This is a genomic window from Corynebacterium genitalium ATCC 33030 (assembly GCF_000143825.1).
GTDB lineage: Bacteria > Actinomycetota > Actinomycetes > Mycobacteriales > Mycobacteriaceae > Corynebacterium > Corynebacterium genitalium.
This window is the reverse complement of sequence record NZ_CM000961.1, coordinates 1636279-1660835: the sequence shown is the minus strand read 5'-3', so window position 1 is coordinate 1660835 and position 24557 is coordinate 1636279. Positions and strand designations below refer to the sequence as shown.

Genomic DNA, 24557 nt, shown 5'->3' with positions numbered 1-24557 from the left:
CTTATCCGTTGGTCCGCTTAGTTCTGCTCAAGGACGGAGACGCCGGGCAGTTCCTTGCCCTCGACGAGCTCGAGAGAAGCGCCGCCGCCGGTGGAAATGTGAGAGAAGCCGTCCTCGTCAAGGCCGAGCACGCGTACCGACGCTGCGGAGTCGCCGCCGCCGACGACCGTGAAAGAGCCGTTATTGGCGGTAGCGTCAATCATCGCCTGTGCGACAGCGCGGGTGCCGTCGGCAAAGTTCGGCTTCTCGAAGACACCCATCGGGCCGTTCCAGAACACGGTCTTGGAGTCGGCGATGATCTCTGCGTACTTCTTAGCAGTCTCGGGGCCGATGTCGAGGGAGAGCCAGCCCTCCGGGATGCCGTCGAGGTCGACGGTCTTGCGCTCAGCGTCGTTGTCGAACTCGGAAGCGGCCACCAGGTCGACCGGGAGGACGATCTTGTCGCCGTACTTCTCAATGAGCTCCTTGCAAGTGTCCACCATCTCCTCCTGGAGCAGAGACTCCTGGGTGTTGTGCCCCTGAGCAGTGAGGAAGGTGTAGCACATGCCGCCACCGATGATGACGTGATCGGCCTTCTCTGCCAGCGCCTCGATCACACCGAGCTTGTCAGAGACCTTCGAGCCGCCGAGCACGACGATGTACGGGGCGGTCGGGTTGTCCTTGATCGCGGCGAGCTTGTCCACTTCGTCCTGGACGAGGTAGCCGGCGTATGCAGGCAATCGCTTGGCCACGTCGTACACCGAGGCCTGCGCGCGGTGCACCACACCGAAACCGTCGGAAACAAACGCACCGTCATCAGCAGCGAGAGCTGCGAGCTCGTCGGCGAAGCTCTCACGCTCAGACTCATCCTTGGAGGTTTCGCGGGCATCGAAGCGCACGTTCTCGACGAGCAGCACATCGCCCTCGGACAGGCCGTTGGCACGCTCATGCGCGTCCTCGCCCGTCACATCAGATGCGAGTGCGACGTACTGGCCCAGGCGCTCGGACAAAGCCTCAGCGACCGGCTTGAGGGAGTACTTCGGGTTCACCTCACCCTTCGGGCGGCCCAGGTGGGCGGTGAGGATGACCTTGGCGCCACCGTCGATAAGCGCCTGGATGGTGGGCAGAGATGCGTCGATACGCCCTGCGTCGGTGATGTTGCCGTCGTCGTCGAGCGGGACGTTGAAATCGGAGCGCACGAGCACGTGGCGGCCGTCGACGCCCTCCTTGAGCAGCTCATCGATGGAACGTACAGCCATGGTTTTGATCTCCTTGAAAGTGTGTCAGCGTAAGTGAAAGCCCGGGAAGGAGTGAGCACTCCCCCGGGCTTCAAGCTAGGGACGCACGGGGTGCGCGCCCCTGCTTAGAGGTTGTCAGCGACGTGCTTGGTCATGCGGATGTACTGGGAGGTGTAGGAGTACTCGTTGTCGTACCACGAGATGATCTTCACCAGGTTGCCGTCGATCACGCGGGTCATGCCAGCGTCGAAGATGGCGCCGTGGGAGTTGCCGATGATGTCGGAGGAGACGATCGGGTCCTCGGTGTACTCCAGTGCACGGCCGAACTCCGGGTCCTGGACAGCGTTCTTGACAGCCTCATTGACCTCGTCGACCGTGACGTCGCGGCCAACGTTGACGGTCAGGTCGGTGGCGGAACCAGTGATGGTCGGCACACGCATTGCGAAGCCGTCGAGCTTGCCCTCCAGCTCCGGCAGAACCAGAGCGACAGCCTTCGCCGCACCGGTGGTGGTCGGAACGATGTTCTGGGCAGCAGCGCGGGCGCGGCGCAGGTCCTTGTGCGGAGCGTCCTGCAGGCGCTGGTCGCCGGTGTAGGCGTGGATGGTGGTCATCAGACCGTTCTGGATGCCGAATGCATCGTTGAGCACCTTGGCAACCGGAGCCAGGGAGTTGGTGGTGCAGGATGCGGCGGAGATGATCTTGGAGTCAGCGTTGTAGTCGGTGTGGTTCACACCCCACACGTAGGTGCCGTCGACGTTCTTGCCCGGTGCGGAGATGATGACCTTCTTGGCGCCAGCATCGATGTGTGCCTGCGCCTTCTCGCCGTCGGTGAAGATACCAGTGGATTCCAGGACGATGTCGACGTTAGCGTCGCCCCATGCCAGGTTCGCCGGGTCCTTCTCAGCGGTGACCTCAATGCGCTTGCCGCCGATGGTCAGGGAGTTGTCGTCGTACTCGACCTCGTGGCCGAGCTGGCCGTACGCGGTGTCGTACTTGATCAGGTGAGCCAGGGTCTCGTTGTCAGTCAGATCGTTGATCTTCACAACCTCGAGCTCGTCCGCGTAGTTTTCCAGGATGATGCGGAATGCGGAGCGGCCGATGCGGCCGAAACCGTTAATGCCGATGCGGGTGGTCACTGAATTTCTCCTTTTATCGGATTGGTGTCGTGGCACGTCGTGCCCTCATCACCCAAGTGTAGAGAATTGCAGGCACCCCTGCAGGTGCTTTTCCGCGGCTCTAACTGTCCTCAGCGACGGCGGCATTTGTGTCGGGAATCCCCAGCTCTTTCGCCCGCTTGTCGGCCAACGACAGCAGGCGGCGGATGCGGCCGGCGACAGCATCTTTGGTCATCTGCGGGTCCGCGAGACGGCCGAGTTCCTCCAGCGACGCGTGACGGTGTTTGACGCGTAGATAGCCAGCGTCGGCAAGGTGTTCCGGCACGTCGTCGCCGAGGATCGACATCGCTCGGTCGACGCGGGCAGCCGCGGCTGCGGCAGCTTGGGCTGAACGGCGCTGGTTCGCGTCGTCGAAATTGGCGTGGTGGCTAGCGGACTGCTTCGCTTGGCGCTTCTTGCGCTTCTCGTCCCACTCGAGGCGCACGCGGGGTGCGCCCATGCGGGAGAGCAGAATCCCGATCGCGTCGCCGTCGCGCAGATAGACGCGCTCGGTGCCGCGCGTCTCCTTCGTCTTCGCAGCGACGGACAGGCGGCGGGCGAGCCCCACCAGCGCCAGTGCTGTCTCCTGGCGCGGGCAGACGACCTCCAGCGCTGAGGTGCGGCCGGGTTCGGTGAGCGAGCCGCGCGCCAGGAAGGCCCCGCGCCACGCTGCTTCCACCTCTGCGATGGTGCCGGAGATGATGTGGCGCGGTAAGCCCACCACGGGGTGTCCGGATGCGGTGACCAATCGGAAGCGGCGGATGACATCGCGGGCACCGTCGGTGACCTTGACCTCGTAGCGCACGTCGCGGGATTGGCTCCCCGGCGAAGAGGACGTCACGTCGACTTTCACGTCACACACGTCGCGGATGGTGGCGGCCAAGTGGTCGGCGACGGAGCGTTCCGCGAAATCGGCGCGCAACTCAATGCCGCGCAGCCCCTGGTCGAATTCTCCGGCGACGCGCAGCATCGCGGTTGCTTCGGCAATGCGCGCGTCAGTGCTGGAGGGGTTCACACCCAACAGCTCATCTTTGACCTGTGCTGTCAATGCCACCGTGTCGCCTCTCTTCGTGTCGGATGGGGACAATCTCCCCAAAAGCTTAGTTTCCGCGCAGCAGCGAAGTGATGGCAGCTGCAAGTTTCTCCGGATCGTGCCTGTTCGTGCACTGGTTTTCCTCGTCGCGCTCACACATGTCGGCGAAAGTGATCGCAGCACCGGCGCCTTCTGCCGCCCGTTCAAGGTAGGAACGCTCTCCTGGCGAGAGCTGAATATTGGAGTCGGCGAGGAAGTAGTCCACCTTTAACTCCGGGGCGTGCTGGTTGAACACATGGATGTGGCGTTCGGTGGTGAAGCCAGGGGTCTCCCCCTGCTCCGGCGACAGGTTGAGGATGACGACGACCTTGGCTGGAGTATTGCGTAGCGCCTCGACGATCTCCGGAACCAGCAGGTGCGGGATCACCGACGAGAACCACGAGCCTGGACCAATGGTGACCACGTCGGCGCTCATGATGGCGTCGATCGCGGCAGGGTTCGCCGCAGGCTCCTCTGGGATCAAGCGCACACGCCTGACGGAGCCCGGTGTCGTCGCCACAGCCACCTGCCCGCGCACGGCGCGGAGGACACGGAAGTCGTCGTCAAGCCCGGCGACCTCAGCCTCGATGTCGAGCGGCTGCAGCGCAACCGGCAGAACGCGCCCAGTGCTGTCTGTCCATGACCCCACGGTGTCCAAGGCGAGCTGAATGTCGTCGGAGGCTTCGGTCATGCCGGCGATCATCAGGTTGCCCACGGCGTGCCCCGCCATGGCGCCGTTTCCGCCGAAACGATGCTGCAGCACCTTCTTCCACACTGCGCCTTCTTCGGTGGGCGGTGTCAGCGCGGCCATCGCCATGCGCAGGTCGCCCGGCGGCACAATGGACAATTCGCGGCGCAGGCGACCCGAGGAGCCGCCGTCGTCGGCGACGGTGACGATCGCGTTGACGCGGCAGGTCTCGGGGCTGCAGCCGTCGCCAAGCTGTGCCCCCGCAATCTCGCGCGCGGCGAGCAATGTCTGGTGCAGGCCGTGACCGCCGCCTAAGCTAGCCACGCTGAGAACATCGCGATGTTCGGTCATGGGAGTGATCTCCTCTTTCCTAGCGTGGCGTTTAGTTCCGGTTGAGGTCGCGGTGCATGACGGACACGCCGACATCGCCGCGCTCATTCAACCGCCGACCGATCTCTTCCGACACCGCGACAGATCGGTGATGCCCACCGGTGCAACCAATACCCACGGTGACGAAGTCTTTGCCCTCGTGCTTGTAACCAGCCATCATGGAGCTGAGCAGGTTCACCACACCGTCGACGAACTCATCAGCGCCTGGCCGCGACAGCACATAATCGCTGACAGGGGCATCAATACCGCGGAAATCACGCAGCTCCTCGATCCAGTACGGGTTCGGCAGAAAGCGCACATCGAACACAAGGTCCGCGTCGCGCGGCGAGCCATGCTTGAAACCGAAGGATTCAATGGTCACGTGCTGCTTCGTTGAATCCAGGTCACCGACAGACGCTTCGATGGCGCGGCGCAGATCGTGGATGGACAGGTTGGACGAGTCAATGATCACGTCTGCTGCCTGACGCACGCGCGCCAACTCTGCCCGCTCGCGGGTGATCCCGACATGCAGCGGATTGTCGTCCTGCAGCGGGTGGGTGCGGCGCACACTGTCGAACCGCTTGATCAGCACATCATCCCGGGCCTCGAGGAAGAGCACGAAGGGGTTGTAACCGCGTTCGTGCGCCTTGTCAATGACGTCCATGAGCGAACCCTTGAAGATGCGGGCGCGCACATCTGTCACCACGGCGAGCTTGTCCACGGGCGAGCTCTTCTCCGCCGCGAGGTCCATCAGCTCGATGATCAGCTGCGGCGGCAGGTTCTGGGAGACGAAGTACCCCTTGTCCTCGAAGACGCGCGCCGCCGAGGACAGCCCTCCGCCGGACATGCCGGTGATGATCACTGGTCGCAGTTCAGATGCCATGGACACCATTTTAAGCTATTCGCTTGACGACGGATCCTTGCGCAAATGCTGCCACACCGTCTCCGCCAGTTTCGGGCCGATTCCCGGCACTTCCTCAATCTCTTCGGCGCTGGCTGCTTTGAGCTTCTTCACACTGCCGAAGTGCTTCACCAAGTCGCTGCGGCGGGCTGGGCCGAGGCCGGGGATACCGTCGAGGGCAGACGCCCGCATTCGCTTCGACCGCTGCTGCCGGTGGTAGGTAATGGCGAAGCGGTGGGCTTCGTCGCGGATCTGCTGCAGCAGGTACATGCCCTCGGAGTTGCGCGGGAGGATGAGCGGTTCGTCGTCGTCGGGCACCCACACTTCCTCGAGGCGCTTGGCCAGGCCGATGAGAGTGACGTCTACAATGCCCAACTCATCGAACACCGCTTGGGCGGCGTTGACCTGCGGCTTGCCGCCGTCGACGATGAACAGCTGCGGCGGGTAGGCGAAGCGCTTGTTGCCTGTGGATTCCACTGCTGAGTCTTCTTCGTCGTCGAAGACCTGGTCGCTTTCTTCCGGGTTGGCCAGCTTATCTTCGTTGTGGCGCTTGAAGCGGCGGCGGGTGACTTCCGCAATGGAGCCGACGTCATCCGAACGCCCGTCGCCCGCGGCTTCCTTGATGCGGTAGCGGCGGTAGTCCGCCTTTTTGGGCAGTCCGTCTTCGAAGACGACGAGAGACGCCACGACATCAGTGCCCTGGATGTGGGAGATATCGGTGCACTCAATGCGCAACGGGGCCTCGTCCATCATCAACGCGTCTTGAATGTCCTGCAACGCCTGGGAGCGCGCAGTGAGGTCGCCGACGCGCTTGAGCTTGTGCTGGCGCAGTGACTCCTTCGCGTTGCGGTGCACGGTCTCCATGAGAGACTTCTTGTCGCCGCGCTGCGGCACGCGAAATGACACTGGCCCGCCGCGCAACTTCTCCAGCAGAGCCTGGGTCTCCTCCGCCTCCGCCGGCATGACCTCCACGAGGATCTCACGCGGCACCGGCATTGGCGGCTTCACCTGTGCGCGCGACTCTTGGTCCACGCCGCGGCGGCGGACTTTTTTCGCAGCCAAACGCTCGTCTTCAGCTTGCTCCTGCTCCATCCGCTCAACGGCATCGGAGTAGTACTGCACGAGGAAGTTCTGCATGAGGACGGGCAGGGCGGGGTCGTCCTGGCCTTCGTCGAGACGCTCCATGGAGCCCGGCTCATCACCGGTCTTCTCCACGACCCACCCGCGTTGGGAACGGATGCGCCCGTCGCGGACGGTGAAGATCTGCACGGCGGCCTCGAGCTCGTCGGTGTCGAAGGCGATGACATCCGCATCAGTGTCGATGGACAGCACGACCGTCTGCTTCTCCATCACTTTGTTCACGGCGCCCAGATCGTCGCGCAGCCGGGCGGCTTTTTCGAACTCGAGGTTCTCGCTCGCCTCCATCATCTGGGAGGTGAGACCCTTCACTACGGCATCGGTGCGGCCGGACATGAAGCCCATGAAGCCGTTCACAATGTCGTCGTACTCCGGCTCGCTCACGCGCGACACGCACGGCGCTGAGCATTTGTCGATGTACCCCAGTAGGCACGGCCGCCCCAGCTGCTCGTGCCGGTTGTACACGCCGTTGGAGCACGTGCGAATCGGGAACACGCGCGTGAGCAGGTCGAGGGTTTCGCGCACCGCCCACGCATGCGAGAAGGGGCCGAAGTAACGCACGCCTTTGCGGCGCGGACCGCGGTAGAAGAATGCCCGCGGGTACTTCTCCCCCACGCTCACCGCGAGCATTGGGTAGGTCTTGTCGTCGCGGTACATGACGTTGAACCACGGGTCGTACCGTTTGATCCACGTGTATTCGAGCTGCAGCGCCTCGACCTCGCTGGCTACGACCGTCCACTCGACCTTGGCAGCCGTGAAGACCATCTGACGCGTGCGCGGGTGGAGCGTTTGCGGCGGCTGGAAGTAGTTGTTCAGCCGGGAGCGCAGGTTCTTCGCCTTGCCCACGTAGACGACGCGGCCGGCGCCGTCACGGAATTTGTAGACGCCCGGATCAGTGGGGATTGTTCCCGGTGCCGGGCGGTAGGACTCTGGGTTAGCCATCTAGTCCTCGGGCATGTACTGGGCTTCGAGCTCGCGGAAGTCCTTCACCGCAGCCACAGCGCGTTCTTTGTCGGCGGACTGGATCGCCCACAGCGGCACGTATTCGAACTCCGGCAACTCCAACCGCGCCATGCGCGACCCACGCGGGAATGCCAAACCGTAGATGACCACCCACGGGTAGAAGCGTGTGCCGATGATGTTGCGCACCTCCACGCCGTCCTCGTTCGCCCGCACACGTGGCCGCGACAAGCCCCACCAGGTGAATGCGGACAGAATCAGGCCGATGCCCGGGAAAGCGAGCTTGTCCAGTGTCGTGATAGCGGCGCCTGTGAACTCGATGTCGACGACTGCCCCCATGAAGATGTGCACAGCCATGATCACCACGATGGCGATCACCGCAATGCGCTTGAGTGCCGGAGACGTTGCTTCGAACTCCCACGGCTTCGTCGAGGTCACGGCGTGAGGGTCAAGAGCGTTGAAGTATGCGAGTTCCTCATCGCTCAACGGCGCCCGCTTGTCAGGGCTGGTCATCTCGGGGCTGTCGGAACTGGTGTCAGGGCTCATCTCACTGGCTATCCTAGTGTTCGCGCTAGTCGCGGGCCAAAAGCGGAAATGTGCGCACCTGCGCCAGCGTCTTAGCTGCACCGAGCGCCGCAGCAACAGCTTCTGCGCCCTTGTCTTCCTTCGCGCCTTTGCCGCCGGCGCGGTCAAGTGCTTGCTGCTCATTGTCGACGGTGAGGACACCGTTGCCCACAGGCACTTCCTCATCGAGCGCCACCCGGGTGAGGCCCTCCGTCACAGAATCGCAGACATAATCGAAGTGGGCCGTTTCACCTCGGATGACGCAGCCGAGGGCGACGACGGCGTCGAAACGCTTCGCGCACGCCTGCACGACAACCGGCAGCTCCAGCGCGCCAGCGACAGAAAAGACTTCGACCTTCGCGCCAGCGTCGCCTGCGGCGGTCACGGCGCGGTCGCGCAGCTTATCGACGATGCCTGCGTTCCACTCCGTCACCACCACCGCCACCGACATTCCCTCGGCATTCAACTGTGCGAGCTGGGGCGCTCCGGTCGTAGCCATACGGTTTCTTTCCCTTCTTTTGCCTGTGTGAATGAGAGCTTCACACACCGTGCGTGCGTTCCCATTCGGTGACCAGCGGCAGGTCATGGCCCATCCGGTCGCGCTTTGTGCGCAGGTAGTAAATGTTGTCGTGGGAGGGGGCGATTTCAATGCGGGTGCGTCCGGCAATGACAGGTCCAAAACCGCTCAAGGCCTCCACCTTGTCCGGGTTGTTGGACAGCACCTCCGCCGAGGCTACGCCGAGATCGGCGAGGATGTGGCCGGCAACGGAGTATTCCCGCGCGTCGATCGGCAAACCCTGCTCCAAGTTCGCGTCGACGGTATCGAGCCCGTCGTCCTGCAGACGGTAGGCCTGCAGTTTGGCCACCAGTCCGATACCGCGACCCTCGTGCCCGCGCACGTACACGATCACACCGCGCCCGGCGGCTTGGATCCGGCGCATGGACTCGTGCAGCTGCGGGCCGCAGTCGCAACGCGTCGAGGAGAACGCATCCCCCGTCAGGCACTCCGAGTGGACACGGACCAACACTTCGTCGTCCCCGCCCGCCTCGGTGACGTCGCCGACGACGAGGGCGACGTGCTCGGTGCCGTCGACAAGCGCGCGGTAACCGTACGCCGTGAACACGCCGTAATCAGTGGGCAATGTTGTCGTAGCTGCTCGCTCGACCATTGGCTCGGTGCGGCGACGGTACTTAATGAGCTGCGCGATCGAGATCATTGGTAGGCCGTGCTCGTCGGCGAAGCGGCGCAGTTCAGGCCCGCGCGCCATGTCGGTCGGGTCGTCTTCGGACACGATCTCGCACAGCACGCCCACCGGCGCACAGCCGGCCGTGCGGGAAAGATCGACAGCGGCCTCGGTGTGCCCGTCGCGGGCGAGCACCCCGCCGGCGCGGGCACGCAGCGGAACAATGTGACCGGGTCGGGTGAACGCCTCCGGGCCACAGTTCGGGTCGGCGAGCCGGCGGATCGTCTCTGCGCGCGAGCGGGCTGAAATCCCCGTCGTTCCCGTCGCCGCATCCACGGTCACGGCATAGGCCGTGCCGCGTGCGTCCTCGTTCTGCGCCACCATCGGCGGCAGGTTCAGTTCACTGGCGCGGGAGTCCTCCATGGACACGCAGATGTAGCCGGAGGAATAGCGCACCATGAACGCAACGAGCTCAGGCGTTGCGTGATCTGCTGCGAAGATGAGGTCGCCCTCGTTTTCACGGTCTTCATCGTCGACAACCACGACCGCCCCACCGCGGGCGATGGCTGCCACGGCGTGATCAATAGAATCCAGTCGCAGGGTGTCGCTCATGGGGACTAATGGTAGCCCGCCACCATTTTTTCGACGTATTTGGCCACCACGTCAACTTCCATGTTCACCGGCTCGCCGACGGCCAACTCACCGAATGTCGTTTCAGCCAACGTCGTCGGGATGAGCGAGACCTCCACGTAGTCCGCGCTTACCGCAGAGACTGTCAGCGAGGTGCCGTTGAGCGCGATCGAGCCCTTCTCCACGATGTAGCGCGTGAGCTGCTCGGGCAACGAGAAACGCAGCACGTCCCAGTGCTCTGAACTTTCACGGGAGATGAGCTCGCCGACACCGTCGACATGCCCCTGCACGATGTGGCCACCCATTCGCGCCCCCGCCGCCAGGGCTCGCTCGAGGTTGACGTTCGAGCCGACCTCGTAGCTGCCCAAGCGGGAGCGGTTCAGCGTTTCCTGCATGACGTCGGCGGTGAACACGTCACCTGCAGCCTCCACGACCGTTAGACACACGCCGTCGACCGCGATCGAATCGCCCGGCTGGGCATCAGCAGTGACTTTCGGTCCTCGCACCGTGAGTCGCACGGCCTCATCGAGCCGTTCCAGCTTCTCGACGCTGCCCACTTCCTCCACCAAACCCGTGAACATTAAGTCTCCTCTTCCTCGCACTCTTCGCAACGGCGAAGCGCAATGAGCACGTCGTCGTTACTGGTGTAGTCGACGTAGTCGATCTCATAGCGTTGCGCCTGCGCAAGCGTGCCCACCAATGGTCCATCGATCATGCTGCGTCCAGCCCCGAAAAGCATCGGGGCGACGTATGCGTGAATCGCGTCGACCACGCCGAGCTCGAACACGCTGCGCATAAGCGTCGGCCCGCCTTCTACGATGACGTGCCGCGCCCCGGTCTCCCACAGCGCATCGAGTGCCTCCTGCGGGGTGGCGTACCGCTCGAACCCAAGCCGGGTCAGATTGCCCTCCGGTACCTCACGCGTGCCGACGACCACCCTGCGCGGCTGCCTCTCCGCCAACGATCCGTCAGCTTTCCGGGCAGTCAACGACGGGTTATCAGCCAAGGCCGTTCCGGTGCCGATGATGATCGCGTCCACCCGCGAGCGATCCTCATGCACCCACTCGCGGGTGATCGGACCGGTGATCCACTGGCTCGACCCGTCCGGCGCAGCCACGAACCCGTCGAGGGTAGCGGCGAACTTGGCGGTGACCGACACCCGGCCATGGCGCACCGCCGTCAACCATGGCGCAAGTCCGGTCACGTCGTAGGTCTTGTGGTGCACTTCCACCCCGTGCCGGCGCAGGTACTCGGCACCGCCGGATGCCTCCGGATTCGGATCCGGCTCGATGTAGACGACTTTGGCGATACCGGCCGCCACGATCGCTTCCGCACACGGCCCTGTCCGCCCGGTGTGGTTGCACGGTTCAAGGGTGACCAGCATGCAGGCACCCCTCAGCCCGTCATCCCCGACCTTTTCACGCGCCGCGTCCAGGGCGACGATCTCCGCGTGCCGTCCGCCGGCAGGTTCAGTTCCCCCGGTGGCGATGATCTCCGGCTCGGCCTGATCCCAGTCGTCCACGATCACCGGCTCAACCTCGCGGTAGATGACGCACCCGACAGGCGGGTTGGGGCTCGTCGTGCCCCGCACTTCAGCACCGGCGTCGAGCGCTTCCCACAGCGCTGTTTCTTCCTGTTCGGTGAATGTGTGGGTGTAGTGCCTCATACAGCATCCGCCGGGCGGGCCTCGGTCGCCAACCCGCGCAGCTTCTCCACTGCCTCTGCCGGGTCGTGCGCGCCGAACACCGCCGATCCCGCGACGAAAGACTCCACGCCAGCCTCAGCGGCTTGCTTGATGGTGGATTCGCCGATGCCGCCGTCGATGCCAATGATCGTCGATAAGCCAGCGTTTGCGATGTGCTCGCGTAACGTGACCACCTTGTTTAAGACCTCCGGCATGAATTTTTGGCCGCCGAAACCGGGCTCGACGCTCATAATCATGACTTCCTCGAAGTGCTCGAGGTCGTCGAGATACGGCTCGATCGGCGTGCCGGGCTTGATCGCGAATCCAGCCTCGACGCCCAAGTCATGCAGCTTCTTTGCTGCGTTGATGTGGTCGTTCGTTGCCTCGATGTGGAAGACGAGACGGTCGCCGCCAGCATCGATGTAGGTCTCGAACCAGCGCTCCGGCTCCTCGATCATCATGTGGATGTCCAGGAACTGGTCGGTGACGCGGTTGACGGCCTTGGTCACGTCCGGCCCGAATGACAGGTTAGGCACGAAGTGGCCGTCCATGATGTCCACGTGGATCAAGTCGGCGGTGGGTACCTTTTCCACGTCCGCGCCGAGCGCGGCGTAATCGGCGGCCAGGATCGACGGGGCGATGTAGATCATGACTTCATCTTACGGAGAACGGACAGAAACATAGCGTCCGTGCCGTGCCGGTGCGGCCACATTTGTGCGCTGAGGTGCTCACCAAGCTCGCCCATCTCCGAAAGGAACTCGCGCGCGTCCAGCTCTTCAACGTCCCCCTTCGCCAGTTGCTTATCGACGATCCCCCGCGTCTCCCGCGCATCCGGCGAACACGTGGAATACACCACCACACCACCGGGCTTGGCCAGATTCACGGCGGAGGCGAGCAGCTCTTCCTGCAGCGTGTTCAACTCAGCAACGTCGTCTTCGCTCTTGCGCCACCGGGCTTCAGGGCGGCGGCGCAGGGCACCTAGGCCGGAGCACGGGGCGTCCACAAGCACGCGGTCAAAGCCCGCCTCGAGACCGGGATTGCGTCCGTCGGCGACGTGGACCGTCACCGGCAAGCCTTCGGTGCTCTTGCGGATCAACTCAGCGCGGGTCTCCCCGATCTCCACCGCATCGACCGTTGCGCCGTCGATCGCGGCGATGGAGCCCATGAGCGCGGCCTTGCCGCCTGGGCCTGCGCACAGATCCAGCCAACGGCCGTGGTCGCCGCCGTCAGCCTCGACGGGCACTTCGGTCACCGCGCGGGCGATGAGCTGCGAACCCTCGTCTTGCACCGCCGCCATGCGGTCGCGCACCGGTTCGAGTGATCCTGGGTCACCGCCGTCGAGGTAGACAGCGTAGGGGCTGTAGCGGCCCTCCTCGCCACCGGTGACCAGTGCGAGCTCCTCCGCGCTCATCTCCCCCGGCCGTGCAACGAGATGCACTTTCGGCCGCTCCGAATCAGCTTTGAGCGCCGCTTCCAATTCTTCTGCGGGTAACACCTGCGCGAACGAGCGCGCGATCCATTCCGGGTGCGCGGTGCGAAACGCGGTCGCCGACGGCTCGTCGGACGGCGCGAGCTTATCCATCCATTCTTGCGCCGACGTGCGCGCGACAGTGCGCAGGATGCCGTTGACAAAGCCCTTCGCCTTGCCTTGGCCTGCGGCCTCCGCGAGGCGCACCGATGTGTCGACGGCAGCGTGGTCATCCACCCGCGTCATCAACAGCTGGTAGGTGCCAAGTCGCAGCGCCGTCAGCACGGCTGGGTCGAGCTCAGTCAGCGGACGCGACGAGCATTCCGCGATGACCGCGTCGAGGACCCCCAGTGTCCGCAACGTGCCGTAGGCCAGCTCGGTGGCAAAAGCAGCATCGCGGCCTTTGACTTTGCGTTCACGGAGGATTTGCGGCAGGACCAGGTTGCCGAACGCGTCCTCCGTCTCCACGCGCAGCACCGCGTCGAACGCGGCCTCGCGTGCAGCGTCGCCAATGCGCGAGTGCGCCTGCGGCCGCTTCTGCGTGTTGTGCCTTTGCTTCGGCTTTCCCTGCCTGGACTGGGACTGCCCTGGCTTGCCCTGCTGCGCGCTCTTCGTGCGCGACCGGAATCCGCCGCTCATTCGAAGACCACCTCCGCGCCAGCTCCAGACCTGTCTTCAGAGCCGGAGGTGTGGAGGCCGCGGGCCCAGTCGGTGGCCCGCATCATCTTCTTTCCCGGGGGCTGGATCATGCCCAGCACAACGGACCCGTCGCCGGTGCCAACACGCACTTCGTCCTTGGAAATGGCCACATGCCCCGGCGCGAGTTGCTCGTGGGAGGGGGTGATGGGGCCGACTTTGTAGCGGGCGTCGTCAAGCGTTGTCCACGCTCCGGGGCCCGGTGTGTGGGCGCGAACGGCGCGGTCAATCTCCGCCGCGGAGGACTGCCAGTCAATGCGGGCATCATCTTTAGTGATCTTCGGCGCGTAGGTCGCCTCCCCCTCCTGCAGGGTGAATGTCGCGGCACCGGATTCCAGGTCATCCATGGTGCGGACGAGCAGGTCAGCACCGTCATAGGCCAGGCGCGTCAGCAGGTCATCCGCCGTGTCGGTGGCGCGGATTTCTTCACGCTGTTGACCGATGATGTCACCAGTGTCCAAGCCCTGGTCGATCCGGAACGTCGTGGCGCCGCCGAATTCGTCGCCGTGGAGAATCCCGGCCTGCACGGGTGCGGCCCCGCGCCATTGCGGCAGCAGCGAAAAGTGCAGGTTGATCCAGCCGTGGCGGGGAATGGCCAGAAAGTCCTTTGGGATGAGATTGCCGTAGGCGACAACGGGAATGGCATCGGGAGCCAGCTCCGTCAGCCGGGCATGCACCTCCTCGTTGCCGCGCAGAGTCTCTGGGGTGAGCACCTCGATGCCGTGCTCCATAGCCAGCGCCTTGACCGGCGACGGATGCAGGGTGCGGCCGCGGCCCTTCTTCGCGTCCGGGCGGGTGAGCACTGCGACGACCTCGTGATCGGAGGCGATGAGCTTCTGCAGTGCGACGACGGCCGGTTCGGGTGTGCCTGCGAAAATCAATCTCATGCCCTGTCTCTTTCCTCAACCAGCTCCCCCTGTGCCTGGTGCCAATCCGCACCGCGGATAACCGCCATGGCTTCCTTGCGCACCTCCGGCTCCAAACGCCGCAGGAACAGCACCCCGTCCAGGTGGTCTGTTTCGTGCTGGATGCAGCGCGCCAGCAAGCCGTTGCCGCGGATTGCCACCGGACGGCCGAACTCATCTTGGCCGCGAGCGATGACGTTCTCGTGCCGCTCCACCTCAGCCTGAATGCCCGGGATGGACAAACAGCCCTCTGGGCCGATCTGCACGTAGTCGTCGATCGGCTCCCACACCGGATTGATCAGGGCGCCGCGCATGCCGTTGCAGTCGTAGACGAAAATGCGCTTGGTCAGCCCGATCTGGTTGGCAGCCAAGCCCACGCCGCCGGCGGCATCCATCGTCTCCAGCATGTCGCTGACCAGCGTGCGTAGCGCTTCGTCGAACGTGTCGATGCGGGTGGCTTCGGAATTGAGCACCGGATCCCCGAAGATCCTGATGGGGCGAACTGTCATGGGCGCGAGTCTAACCAATGTCCATCGGATTGACGGTGATGCGCAGCGGCACCTCCTGTTTGCGGGTGGCACGGTTCACGTTCGCCGCCCGCAGCGCCTTGCCCAGCGCAGTGCGCGTCGACAGCGGGGCGCGGATGAGCACGCGCTGTTGATAGGTCTCGTCAGCAAGGTCAACCGGGCCGAGCACCTCCGCGTGCGGCGGCAAATCGATGTGCGCCAGGAAATCCGTCAGCGACTCCCTAGGCGAATCCACCGCCGCCATGTGCACCGCGGGCGGGAACCGCACCTCACGCCGCGCTTCCAGCTCGTGGGCCGCATATCCGGGCGCATCCCAGCGGATGAGGTGCTGGACGACGGGCAGCGCGGGGTCTGCGACAACGACAACGTCGCCTTGCTTATCGACGAGCCCCGCCGCCCCCATCCACTTCGCCAACGCCTCCTCACTCGCCCGCATGTCCGGGCGGCCGAGCAACGCCCACGTATCTAACAGGACAGCGGCACCATAACCTCCGCTGGCGCGTGGTTCTGCCCCCGGCGTGGCGACGACGATGGCGGGCCCGCCCGGCACCTCCTTGAGAATCTTCTCTCCCCAGGACATGATCACCTTGGCCGGTGCGAAGGCGCGGCCGAGTTCTTCCGCGGTGCGCTGCGTTCCCAGCACGACGGCCCTCAGGCGGTGCGAGCCGCACACCGGGCACACGTACGACGAGTCCATCCGCCCACACCAGCGGCATGTCGGCGCGGCGGCTTCCCCGCCACTGGGCAGGCCCAGCGGTCCGTTGCACGCGCGGCAGCGAGCTGGTTCGCGGCAATTTCCGCACGCCAAGGACTGCACATACCCGGTGCGCGGTACTTGGAACAACACCGGCTTGTCGGCGGCCAGCGCCTTGCGTGCGGCCTCGAACGCGACAGACGGGATGCGGGCAGCGGCCGCGCGCGGGTCTTTCTCCAACGCGAAGTCGCTGTCGCCAGCAGCGTGAATGAACGGCGACCGAGCCCGCACCGTCGCACGCGGCGCCACCAAGTCGTGCGCCCACCCGGATTCCACAAGCAACTGCGTCTCCGCCGTGCGTGCGTGACCGCCGATGATGAGCGAGGCCTTCTCGATCGCTGAGCGCGTAGTCAGCACCTCTCGCGCGTGGGTGTACGGGGCGCGCGGGTCGACGAGAGAATCGTCGCCGTCGAACATCACGACGGCGAGTTGCAGCTTTTCGACGGGCGCGAACCCCGCCGACCGCGTCCCCACCACAATCCGGCCCTGCCCATGCAGCACCGACAGGAACCGGCTGTACCTTGCCTGGGGGCCAAGTGAGGCCGTGAGCGTGGTGATCTGCCGCGGCCCCACCAGCTCGCGCAGGGCTACGTCGACCGTGTCGACGTCCGTCTGGTCGGGTACGACGATGAGGACTCCCCCGCCGTCCTTCGCCACCTTCGTGGCTAGCGCCGCGAGTGCGGCAGCCCAATCGTCGCCGGGCGCAATTTGCCAGGCCGCCCGCGCGAGTGTTCCGCCGATGACGGCATCGACAAAGGATTCCCCGTGCTCGTAGGCGCTCCAGGCGCTCAAGTCCGGCTCGGCTGCCTCGCCCAGCTCTTCCCACGCTGTGGTGGTGTCCGTTTCCTCGGCTTTGGTGTGGCGCGGCGGGATAGCGGTGCGGATGAGGTCGGACCGGGTGGCGGCGTATCGGTCGGCTAATGCGTCGATAAGCAAGCGCATGCGCTCTGGGTAGACCACCTCCGGGGAAACGACACGCTCAATGAACCGCAGTTTCCCCTCGTGGTCGCTGGTGGCGGCGCGCTCGAGCACCAGCGCGTCCACGAGCCGCCCCGCGAAACGAATGCGCACACGCACGCCCGGCTGCGCGGCTTCCGAGTCTGATTCGGCCACCAGGTAATCAAACGGCCGGTCCAAATGCGGCAAACCCAGAAGCGGCAAGACACGCGCAACAGGGTTGTCCGTGGCGAGCGTCTCAGGCATGCCCCACATCGTAGCTTGACCCCCGGACACCACCGACGCATACTCAATGCAGCTGTGTGCAGTGCGCATTCAGTTGCGCGCTGACTGTCTCTACCCTGTTGTGCCCCGGAACATGATGAAACGCTCTCTATTCTCCGTGCTTGTGGCTGCCGTCTGTGTAGTTCCCCTGGCGGCGCCTGCCGCCCCCGCAGCGGCTGACCCGAGCTCTGCTGACCCCGCACTCACGCTCGACACCGAGACGCTGCAGACACCGTCAATGAGCGTCGTGCCAGAGCCATCCGGCGAGGCCATGCCGAAGCTCGATGTCCCGTCGGAGGACTGCTCCGACTGCGTAGCGGTCACGTTTGATGACGGCCCTTCCGACGAGACCGTCCGGCTGCTCAACATTCTGCGCGACATGGATGCCAAGGCCAGCTTCTTTGTCATCGGGACGGGTGCCGAACTACGACCCGGCATATTGCGCCGCATGCTCAACGACAAGCACACCATCGCCAACCACTCGCGCAACCACCCGCCGCTGTCCACGCTCGCCGACGCTGGCATTATGAACGAGCTCGACGTGACCAACGCCGACATCAAGGATGCCGTGTTCTGGGGTCCGCGCTGGCTGCGCCCGCCCTATGGCGACATGGACGCCCGTGTGGCCTCCATCGCCGGCAGCCGCGGTCTCTCGCTGGCAATGTGGGATGTGGACACGAACGACTGGCAGCATCACAACGCAGCAACGTCGTGCGATATCGCCGTCGATCAATCCCAGCCTGGCTCGATCATTCTGCTGCACGACATCCACACAGAAAGCGTCGACGCCGTCCCGTGCATCATTGACGGGCTGCGCGCGAAAGGCCTGCGCCCTGTCAGCCTCGACGAGATGATTCCCGAGCCGGAAGCCGGCAGGACCTACACCAACAAATTCACCCCCGCGTCTTAGGCACCTTCACGCCCGGCCCCCGGCAGCGCCTAGAGTGTGAGGCCATGGACGAAGAGAGAACTGGCTGGACTAAAGCGACCCCCTACATCGTGATTGCCGCCTACGTGGTGGGGCCGCTCGTGCTCATTCCCCTCGGCAGCGTCGCGCTCGTCATCGCGTTCATCTTCGCCACCGCCGCCATCGCCGGGCTTATCGACGGCTACACTCACCGGTTCACGTGGTCGCTCCCCTTCCTCACCGGCGCGGGCTTCGCTATCGCCAAGATCCTCTACTTCAACGACGGGACCTTCATCTACGCGTTCGGGTGCTTCCTCCTCACCGCGGCGGCTGCGGGGATTGGCGCGGCGCTGTCACCAAAGGCGCCTGCGCGCCCCGAGGAGGCTTAACCCATGGAAACATGGAGTTTGCGCCACCCCGAATACGGCCTCATTGAGGTCCGCGCCGGTTTCGACCGGGAGTTCCGGGACATCCACTCCGATTGGCCCAGCAGCAGTGACGACGAAAAGAGCGGCGGCACGCAGCTCAGCGCAGACTCGTCGCTTGTCGAACGCGCCCAGTCGAGGTTCCGCAATCCGCGCACCCGCGTCGAAGTGCTTGTCGACGGCCGCCCCCAACACCGCTTCGAGCAACTCGAATCCGACCGCTTTCACCTGTTCGTCCGCGCTCCCTCGCAAGGCGCGCCAGACGAACTGCGCCCCATGGCGACCCTCGGTGTCGACCGCAGCAAACCCAACCTGAAGGTCGTCGTGAGCCCCTTCAGGGAGATCCTCCAGATCGACTTCCGCGAGGGCGACACAGTTGTGGAGTTCGATCCGCCGCCGGGGAGTCGGGGTGAGAAACGTCGTCAAGCGATGGAGTCGAGCGACCTGAAGCGCACCGCAATCCCTATCCTCGAGGGGCTGGGCAAAGGTGGCTGGGCTCTGCTGATCCTGCTGCTCGGGCCGCTGCTGGCGCGGCTGCTTCCTGACTGGGAGATACCAGACATCACCCTGCCCTCGCCGCCGCAGATGGATCTGCCGGTGCCGAACCTGCCGCAGATGAACCTGCCGACCTTCGACCTCTCGCTGGATATACCGGACCTGCCGGAGCTGCCCGAATGGGTGAAAGTGGTCATCGAGCACAGCAATATTTGGCTGCCGATCGTCGTCGGCATCGTGGTGGGCATTGTCGCGCTGCGCAACCACCGGAAATCGGAGGCGCAGAAGCGGCAATGGGGCGAAACCCGCGACGAACGCGAACCGCGCGACTAGATTCCTGCGGCGGCCTTCAGGTCGTCGACCTTGTCCAGCGCCTCCCACGGGAAGTCCACGTCGGTGCGGCCGAAGTGGCCATACGCCGCCGTCGGCGCGTAGATCGGGCGCAGCAGGTCGAGCTCGCGGATGATCGCTGCGGGGCGCAGGTCGAAGACCTTTTCCACGGCCTGCTGAATAGACTCACTGGTCTGTCCGTCGGCAGCGGTGCCGAAGGTCTCCACATAGAGACCCACCGGCGTCGCCCGGCCAATCGCGTACGCGACCTGGACCTCGACGCGCTTAGCCAGGCCTGCCGCGACAATGTTCTTGGCCACCCAGCGCATCGCATACGCCGCAGAACGGTCCACCTTTGACGGGTCCTTGCCGGAAAACGCGCCGCCGCCGTGGCGAGCCATGCCGCCGTAGGTGTCCACGATGATCTTGCGGCCGGTCAGCCCCGCATCCCCCATCGGTCCGCCGAGCACGAAGGATCCCGACGGGTTGACCAGCAGCTTCGTCTCGGCAGTTAAGAAGTCTTCCAGGCCCGCTTCGCGGAGGACGTGCTCGAGGACGTGGGTGCGTAGCGCGTCGACAAGCTCCTGGCCCGTGAAGTCTGGATCGTGCTGCGTGGAAATGACCACAGTGTCCAGGTAGACGGGTGTGTCACCGTCGTAGGCGAAAGTGACCTGCGTTTTGCCGTCCGGGCGCAAGCCGCGCACAATACCGTCCTTGCGCACCTGCGTCAGGCGGCGCGACAGGCGGTGGGCCGTGGAGATCGGCAGCGGCATGAACTCGGGCGTTTCGTCGGTGGCGTAGCCGAACATAAGGCCCTGGTCGCCGGCACCGGCCTTGTCCTCCGCCTCGGTCGACTCGTTGGAGCGGACTTCGAGCGAATCTGTCACGCCGTCGGAAATCTCCGTGGACTGGTCACCGATCGCAATGTTGACGCCGCAGGTGCGACCGTCGAATCCGACCTCCGAAGAGGTGAATCCGATCTCTACGAGTTTGTCGCGCACCAGCTTCGCAATGTTCGAGTAGGCCTGGGTGGTCACCTCGCCCACCACGTGCACCTGGCCGGTGGTCACGAGCGTTTCCACCGCCACACGCGAATGCGGGTCCTGGGCGAGCATGTCGTCGAGGATGGTGTCAGAAATGGCGTCACAAATCTTGTCCGCGTGGCCTTCAGTCACGGACTCGCTGGTGAAAAGGCGGTGGAATGTCATGGTGCCCAACAATAGACCAAGCGGTCTAATTGGGCAACAGCTTCTCAATCGCGTCCCAGATACCGGCCGCCACCTCGTGCTTTGTGCCGTCAGCGATCTCTTCGACACCGCCGTCCTTCGCCAGCAGCCAGCCGCTGTTGCGCTTCTCGCCGAACACCTTGCCGCCGCTGACGTCGTTGACCATGAGCATGTCCGCGCCCTTGCGCGCGAGTTTCGCTTTGCCGTGCTCGAGCGGGGTGTCCGTCTCCGCCGCGAATCCCACGATCGTCGCAGGCACGTGCTTGTCGACGAGCCCCTTCAAAATGTCCGGGTTCTCCACCAATTTCACGGTGCTGAGCGAGTCGTCCGCCTGGCCCTTCTTCAGCTTGCTGGTCGCCTCTTCTTCCGGGCGGTAATCGGCGACGGCGGCGGCCATGATGATGATGTCCGCGCCTTCCGCCGCGTCATTGACCGCCTGTTCCATGTCGCGGGTGGAGCGCACCCTGACAATGTTTGCGCCCGGTGGGGTGAACAGCTCATCCGTGGCACCGGCGACGATCGTGACGTCCGCCCCACGGTGTACAGCGATGTCCGCGAGCGCAAACCCCTGACGCCCCGACGACCGGTTGCCGATGAAGCGCACGGGATCAATATTCTCCTGCGTCCCGCCGGCGCTGATGACGACCTTCTTGCCCTCCAGCGAGCGCTCAAACCGCCCCCGCTTGACGACGGTGCGCGCCATCTCCGCAATCTGCTCCGCCTCCAACATGCGACCCGCACCAGTGTCCGTGCCCGTCAGCCGGCCGTGGGCAGGTTCGAGCACGATCACGCCGCGGCGGCGCAGCGTTGCAACGTTGTCGCGCGTAGCCGGGTTCTCCCACATCTCCGTGTGCATTGCCGGGGCGAGCACCACCGGACACGTGGCGACGAGCACAGTTGCCGTCAACAGATCATCCGCCCTGCCTGCCGCGATGCGCGCGATGGTGTCCGCTGTCGCCGGGGCGATGACAATGAGGTCTGCCTCCTTGCCCACGCGGACGTGCTGGACCTTATCCACCTTCGCGAACACGCCTGTATCCACCGGGTTGCCCGAAAGAGCCTCGAACGTAGCGGCGCCGACGAAGTTCAGTGCGGCCGGGGTAGGCACGACGCGCACGCTATGCCCCGCTTCGGTGAACTCGCGGACGAGGTGGCACGCCTTATAGGCCGCAATGCCTCCGGCAACACCAACGACGACATTGAGGGGCATGTGCTCGGGCGTCATCTCTGCAGACTGGTCGCTCATGGGGTCCGAGCTTACCTGCAGTAGCGGCCATAATCTGGTCGCTCCTCTGGCACTGCCCGGCTGCAGCTATCCGCCTGGCCGCAGCCCGGTCGCGGCTATCTGCGCGGTTCGCGCACCCACGCGCCGATCACACCCGGCACCACTTCGGGTGCCTCGCCGAGCAGCGCCTTAAGGTTGCCTTCGCGCTCGACAGCAGACGTGACCGCCTGCACCCGGCCCTTCTTGCCCTTCCGGCCGCGGTTGGCTCCACCGCCGTAGGCCCCCGGCACACCCGCAGCACCACCACGTGCTGCTTGGTTGCCCTGACCGCCAATGAAGGTGTTCGACCCCGCGCCGCCAGCACCCGCACCTGCTCCTGCGCCCGGTCCAGCGCCCACACCGGGGCCAAGACCTCCCGCTCCGGCACCAGCACCTGCTCCCAGGCCTCCCGCACCGGAGCCCGATCCGGCACCAAGCCCGCCTGCGCCTGCTCCGGCTCCAAAGCCGCCAGTGCCGAAGCCGCCAGCGCCCATGCGGCCGAGTCCACCTGTCCCCCGGGCTCCGCCAGCGCCTGCTCCTGTGCCGGCCCCCGCGCCAGCGAACGGCACGCCACCAAAGCCTGACGCGGCACCCGCTGGCCCGCCGCCAGCACGGCCCGGATTCCCCATCGGTGCCACTGCCAAGCCAGGCCCGCCACCAGTCATTGCGCCACCGACTGGTGCCGACAAGCTACCCGGCAAAGAAGCCCCAGCGCCCGCCGGCAGAGGCGGAAGTGAAGGCGCTGCCGCACTCGCCGCCTGGGTCGGAGTCGCACCGGCAGCGATAGATTGCAACATGTCGGGGTTGGGGCGGCCGACTTGAGAGATGACCTCGGCTGGCGTTGTAGCACGGGCAAGTTCACCGTAACCGGCGTCCGCAAACGCGTCCTGCATCACCTTGGGCAGCGGAATCGACTCGAAAGCACGACCGGCCTGAACGTCCGGCGCCGTCACCCCGGAACCGCCACCGCTTGGAGAATCCAAAGGCAAGAGCAGTTGCGTAAAGCTGGGGGTTACCGGCACCAATTCGGCCGTCAGTTTCGGGGAGAATGTTTCAAGAAACGTCTCTTCGAACGCCTTTGCCAGGCCTGGACTCCCTGACGCCCTCATCACCGCTAACGCCGACGCCGTTTGAAGTGAATTGGATTCCGTCACAAGAACAAGGTCTGCAGTATGCGAAGCCAATATCCCCGCCTTGGCCGAATACGCGGTGCCGGCGATTTCCACCGAACTGAGATGAGACATGGCACGCTGGATTGCGGGAGTCTCCGACGACGATGCCAGCAGACTGAGCGCCTGCGGAATAGCGGCCACAGCGTCCCCGACGGATGTGGCTGTACCGAGCCAGTTCTCCGAGATACCCGTCATCGAACCAACATCCGTCGCGATGAGCTGGCCAAAAAGGGTCTCCAGACTGAAGGGACGTCCAGCAAAAGGGTTCAAAGCCGCGAACAGGCTCGTAGTCGGCTTAGCAACGGTGAGCGAATCGATCTTCTCCTCCGTGCGCGCACGCGCTGCACCGCCATCGACCTGGTCGAACGCAGTGGCGTTCATTAAGTCCATGTTTCGAAACGCAGCCGAGTTGAACCGCAATATGTCCGCAGCGTTTTTAAGGAGCTCAGCCAAAGCCTTAGTAGCCTCCGGCTCACTGACGGAACTGATTGCGTTGTGCATCGAACCAGCATGATCAAGTCCCGAAACCTGCGAATATGCTGCCGCTCCTCCGAAAGACGAAAACCTCGTATCTTTAGCCAATGATCGGCTCGCATTTTTCAATGTTTCGGCTGCTGACTCGATCGAGGCTACATCAACAACAACATTCATGATTCCTCCCCCTGTAGATCCATCTAGATCTCGTATAAGTGATCGAGAACGGTCACTGCCTCATTGCAAAGCTCCTCAAAAGTGACCGAGCCTTCAAACCGTCCTGCTAGAACCGAGAATTGCCCCCGTACGGTATCTACGGCTGCGATACAAGACTCTTCCTCGTCGTCGAATCCGCGGTACGTGACAGCGTCGTCTACGACATCAGACATGTCGACTGATACCCGTTCCGCACCTGCGACAATTTCATCCTTCGTTGAAGATGCGGTTGCGACCAAGTAGATAAGGTTTGGATCGCCCCCTTCTAGTGCGCAACCCCAACCACCGTTGTGGATCAAGTAGCGGCTTTGCCCCGTTGATTTGAATCCGATTTGTGCAAATTCTTCAGCGGAGATCTCTTGGCAGGGGTCAAAGAGGTTGTCTTTGATATCTTCGTAAACGAAGTCCCCTAGCTCAAGAGTTCCGCTCCGGAAGTGGAACGCTGGGCGTTCCACTTCCGGTTCCCCTGTGGCCGGTAAACCGCCCTCGGTCTGGTTGTCTCCCTGGGCTGGTATGCCCAAGTTCTGAACTTCCAAACCGCAGCCAGCTAGAGTTAGCGCCAACATAACCCCAATGACGATGGAGAACCCCCGATCTCTCATTTCCCCCGTCCTTTCCCAGCGCGGCGGATCATCGTCGGTTAGTGCTGACTCTGGCTAGCTACCACCTCGGTGTTCAGACCCCTAGACCTAACCTTGGTGGTGAAAATGATCTTATCCGGTGCCGCAGGATGCGCGACCGGAAGCGCTCTGCATACGAATTTGATTGCTCAGGCAACCATCAGCTAATGGCAGGTGGGAACGCGTGTCGCATAACGGAAAACTCATCAAAACAAACAAAATCGGCGGCACCCCCAAATTAGGGTAACCAGCGTCTTGATTCGACATTTACGCTGGCTAGATGCACTTTCCGGGCGT

23 protein-coding genes are annotated in these 24557 nt (G+C 64.2%); 3 read left to right on the top strand and 20 right to left on the bottom strand.

Going from position 1 to position 24557, the window contains the following annotated elements; all coding sequences use genetic code 11:
• Positions 1-17: 17 nt before the first annotated feature.
• From HMPREF0291_RS07830 to HMPREF0291_RS07755, 16 genes are all read right to left on the bottom strand, one after another.
• Positions 18-1238 (bottom strand): phosphoglycerate kinase, encoded by a 1221-nt coding sequence (locus tag HMPREF0291_RS07830; protein WP_005290049.1) that lies wholly within the window; start codon positions 1236-1238, stop codon positions 18-20.
• Positions 1239-1342: 104 nt separating this feature from the next.
• Positions 1343-2353, bottom strand: a complete 1011-nt coding sequence (gap, locus tag HMPREF0291_RS07825; protein ID WP_005290047.1) for a type I glyceraldehyde-3-phosphate dehydrogenase — start codon at positions 2351-2353, stop codon at positions 1343-1345.
• Between the two features lie 100 nt (positions 2354-2453).
• Positions 2454-3425 (bottom strand): DNA-binding protein WhiA, encoded by a 972-nt coding sequence (gene whiA / locus HMPREF0291_RS07820; protein ID WP_040423690.1) that lies wholly within the window; start codon positions 3423-3425, stop codon positions 2454-2456.
• Positions 3426-3471: 46 nt separating this feature from the next.
• Positions 3472-4482: a gluconeogenesis factor YvcK family protein gene (locus tag HMPREF0291_RS07815; RefSeq protein ID WP_005290043.1), complete on the bottom strand. Its 1011-nt coding sequence runs from the start codon at positions 4480-4482 to the stop codon at positions 3472-3474.
• Between the two features lie 31 nt (positions 4483-4513).
• Positions 4514-5392, bottom strand: coding sequence for an RNase adapter RapZ (rapZ, locus tag HMPREF0291_RS07810; RefSeq protein WP_005290041.1), 879 nt, complete (start codon positions 5390-5392; stop codon positions 4514-4516).
• A gap of 6 nt (positions 5393-5398) precedes the next feature.
• Positions 5399-7480, bottom strand: a complete 2082-nt coding sequence (uvrC, locus tag HMPREF0291_RS07805; RefSeq protein ID WP_005290040.1) for an excinuclease ABC subunit UvrC — start codon at positions 7478-7480, stop codon at positions 5399-5401.
• Positions 7481-8044, bottom strand: a complete 564-nt coding sequence (locus HMPREF0291_RS07800) for a PH domain-containing protein (protein ID WP_005290038.1) — start codon at positions 8042-8044, stop codon at positions 7481-7483.
• Between the two features lie 25 nt (positions 8045-8069).
• On the bottom strand, positions 8070-8561 hold the full coding sequence (ribH, locus tag HMPREF0291_RS07795; RefSeq protein ID WP_005290037.1) for a 6,7-dimethyl-8-ribityllumazine synthase: 492 nt from the start codon (positions 8559-8561) through the stop codon (positions 8070-8072).
• A gap of 40 nt (positions 8562-8601) precedes the next feature.
• Positions 8602-9858: a bifunctional 3,4-dihydroxy-2-butanone-4-phosphate synthase/GTP cyclohydrolase II gene (locus HMPREF0291_RS07790; RefSeq protein WP_005290036.1), complete on the bottom strand. Its 1257-nt coding sequence runs from the start codon at positions 9856-9858 to the stop codon at positions 8602-8604.
• Between the two features lie 5 nt (positions 9859-9863).
• Entirely contained in the window at positions 9864-10457 is a 594-nt protein-coding gene (locus tag HMPREF0291_RS07785; RefSeq protein WP_005290035.1) for a riboflavin synthase, read from the bottom strand.
• Positions 10457-11542, bottom strand: coding sequence for a bifunctional diaminohydroxyphosphoribosylaminopyrimidine deaminase/5-amino-6-(5-phosphoribosylamino)uracil reductase RibD (gene ribD / locus HMPREF0291_RS07780; protein WP_005290034.1), 1086 nt, complete (start codon positions 11540-11542; stop codon positions 10457-10459). The genes HMPREF0291_RS07785 and ribD overlap by 1 nt, the downstream gene beginning before the upstream one ends.
• Positions 11539-12210: a ribulose-phosphate 3-epimerase gene (rpe, locus tag HMPREF0291_RS07775; RefSeq protein ID WP_005290033.1), complete on the bottom strand. Its 672-nt coding sequence runs from the start codon at positions 12208-12210 to the stop codon at positions 11539-11541. The genes ribD and rpe overlap by 4 nt, the downstream gene beginning before the upstream one ends.
• Positions 12207-13667: an RsmB/NOP family class I SAM-dependent RNA methyltransferase gene (locus HMPREF0291_RS07770; protein ID WP_005290032.1), complete on the bottom strand. Its 1461-nt coding sequence runs from the start codon at positions 13665-13667 to the stop codon at positions 12207-12209. The genes rpe and HMPREF0291_RS07770 overlap by 4 nt, the downstream gene beginning before the upstream one ends.
• Positions 13664-14611 (bottom strand): methionyl-tRNA formyltransferase, encoded by a 948-nt coding sequence (gene fmt / locus HMPREF0291_RS07765; RefSeq protein ID WP_005290031.1) that lies wholly within the window; start codon positions 14609-14611, stop codon positions 13664-13666. The genes HMPREF0291_RS07770 and fmt overlap by 4 nt, the downstream gene beginning before the upstream one ends.
• On the bottom strand, positions 14608-15138 hold the full coding sequence (def, locus tag HMPREF0291_RS07760; protein WP_005290030.1) for a peptide deformylase: 531 nt from the start codon (positions 15136-15138) through the stop codon (positions 14608-14610). Before def ends, fmt begins: the two co-directional genes overlap by 4 nt.
• Positions 15139-15148: 10 nt before the next feature.
• Positions 15149-17113: a primosomal protein N' gene (locus HMPREF0291_RS07755; protein WP_040423685.1), complete on the bottom strand. Its 1965-nt coding sequence runs from the start codon at positions 17111-17113 to the stop codon at positions 15149-15151.
• 142 nt (positions 17114-17255) lie between these two features.
• On the opposite strand from HMPREF0291_RS07755, the gene HMPREF0291_RS07750 reads away from it, so the two are divergent.
• The 3 genes from HMPREF0291_RS07750 to HMPREF0291_RS07740 are packed head-to-tail and all read left to right on the top strand — an operon-like array spanning position 17256 to position 19291.
• The gene (locus HMPREF0291_RS07750) at positions 17256-18041 is read left to right on the top strand and encodes a polysaccharide deacetylase family protein (RefSeq protein ID WP_198002192.1); all 786 of its coding nucleotides are present in this window, start codon (positions 17256-17258) and stop codon (positions 18039-18041) included.
• 44 nt (positions 18042-18085) lie between these two features.
• Positions 18086-18427: a hypothetical protein gene (locus HMPREF0291_RS07745; protein WP_005290027.1), complete on the top strand. Its 342-nt coding sequence runs from the start codon at positions 18086-18088 to the stop codon at positions 18425-18427.
• Between the two features lie 3 nt (positions 18428-18430).
• Positions 18431-19291: a hypothetical protein gene (locus tag HMPREF0291_RS07740; protein WP_005290026.1), complete on the top strand. Its 861-nt coding sequence runs from the start codon at positions 18431-18433 to the stop codon at positions 19289-19291.
• On the opposite strand, the gene metK is transcribed toward HMPREF0291_RS07740, so the two are convergent.
• The 4 genes from metK to HMPREF0291_RS07720 all read right to left on the bottom strand — a co-directional run bounded on the left by metK (position 19288) and on the right by HMPREF0291_RS07720 (position 24242).
• Positions 19288-20496, bottom strand: a complete 1209-nt coding sequence (gene metK / locus HMPREF0291_RS07735; RefSeq protein ID WP_005290024.1) for a methionine adenosyltransferase — start codon at positions 20494-20496, stop codon at positions 19288-19290. The genes HMPREF0291_RS07740 and metK overlap by 4 nt on opposite strands.
• A gap of 25 nt (positions 20497-20521) precedes the next feature.
• Positions 20522-21760 (bottom strand): bifunctional phosphopantothenoylcysteine decarboxylase/phosphopantothenate--cysteine ligase CoaBC, encoded by a 1239-nt coding sequence (gene coaBC, locus HMPREF0291_RS07730; RefSeq protein WP_005290022.1) that lies wholly within the window; start codon positions 21758-21760, stop codon positions 20522-20524.
• 95 nt (positions 21761-21855) lie between these two features.
• On the bottom strand, positions 21856-23331 hold the full coding sequence (locus HMPREF0291_RS11820; RefSeq protein ID WP_040423683.1) for a hypothetical protein: 1476 nt from the start codon (positions 23329-23331) through the stop codon (positions 21856-21858).
• A gap of 293 nt (positions 23332-23624) precedes the next feature.
• Positions 23625-24242 (bottom strand): DUF3558 family protein, encoded by a 618-nt coding sequence (locus tag HMPREF0291_RS07720; protein ID WP_005290018.1) that lies wholly within the window; start codon positions 24240-24242, stop codon positions 23625-23627.
• Positions 24243-24557: the final 315 nt, after the last annotated feature.

Bases quoted from the DNA above. Each gene is read 5' to 3' on its own strand.
- HMPREF0291_RS07830 (WP_005290049.1), bottom strand. From the start codon at position 1,238: ATGGCTGTACGTTCCATCGATGAGCTGCTCAAGGAGGGCGTCGACGGC.
- HMPREF0291_RS07815 (WP_005290043.1), bottom strand. From the start codon at position 4,482: ATGACCGAACATCGCGATGTTCTCAGCGTGGCTAGCTTAGGCGGCGGT.
- rapZ (WP_005290041.1), bottom strand. From the start codon at position 5,392: ATGGTGTCCATGGCATCTGAACTGCGACCAGTGATCATCACCGGCATG.
- uvrC (WP_005290040.1), bottom strand. From the start codon at position 7,480: ATGGCTAACCCAGAGTCCTACCGCCCGGCACCGGGAACAATCCCCACT.
- HMPREF0291_RS07800 (WP_005290038.1), bottom strand. From the start codon at position 8,044: ATGAGCCCTGACACCAGTTCCGACAGCCCCGAGATGACCAGCCCTGAC.
- ribH (WP_005290037.1), bottom strand. From the start codon at position 8,561: ATGGCTACGACCGGAGCGCCCCAGCTCGCACAGTTGAATGCCGAGGGA.
- HMPREF0291_RS07790 (WP_005290036.1), bottom strand. From the start codon at position 9,858: ATGAGCGACACCCTGCGACTGGATTCTATTGATCACGCCGTGGCAGCC.
- HMPREF0291_RS07785 (WP_005290035.1), bottom strand. From the start codon at position 10,457: ATGTTCACGGGTTTGGTGGAGGAAGTGGGCAGCGTCGAGAAGCTGGAA.
- ribD (WP_005290034.1), bottom strand. From the start codon at position 11,542: ATGAGGCACTACACCCACACATTCACCGAACAGGAAGAAACAGCGCTG.
- rpe (WP_005290033.1), bottom strand. From the start codon at position 12,210: ATGATCTACATCGCCCCGTCGATCCTGGCCGCCGATTACGCCGCGCTC.
- HMPREF0291_RS07770 (WP_005290032.1), bottom strand. From the start codon at position 13,667: ATGAGCGGCGGATTCCGGTCGCGCACGAAGAGCGCGCAGCAGGGCAAG.
- fmt (WP_005290031.1), bottom strand. From the start codon at position 14,611: ATGAGATTGATTTTCGCAGGCACACCCGAACCGGCCGTCGTCGCACTG.
- def (WP_005290030.1), bottom strand. From the start codon at position 15,138: ATGACAGTTCGCCCCATCAGGATCTTCGGGGATCCGGTGCTCAATTCC.
- HMPREF0291_RS07755 (WP_040423685.1), bottom strand. From the start codon at position 17,113: ATGCCTGAGACGCTCGCCACGGACAACCCTGTTGCGCGTGTCTTGCCG.
- HMPREF0291_RS07745 (WP_005290027.1), top strand. From the start codon at position 18,086: ATGGACGAAGAGAGAACTGGCTGGACTAAAGCGACCCCCTACATCGTG.
- HMPREF0291_RS07740 (WP_005290026.1), top strand. From the start codon at position 18,431: ATGGAAACATGGAGTTTGCGCCACCCCGAATACGGCCTCATTGAGGTC.
- metK (WP_005290024.1), bottom strand. From the start codon at position 20,496: ATGACATTCCACCGCCTTTTCACCAGCGAGTCCGTGACTGAAGGCCAC.
- coaBC (WP_005290022.1), bottom strand. From the start codon at position 21,760: ATGAGCGACCAGTCTGCAGAGATGACGCCCGAGCACATGCCCCTCAAT.
- HMPREF0291_RS11820 (WP_040423683.1), bottom strand. From the start codon at position 23,331: ATGAACGCCACTGCGTTCGACCAGGTCGATGGCGGTGCAGCGCGTGCG.
- HMPREF0291_RS07720 (WP_005290018.1), bottom strand. From the start codon at position 24,242: ATGAGAGATCGGGGGTTCTCCATCGTCATTGGGGTTATGTTGGCGCTA.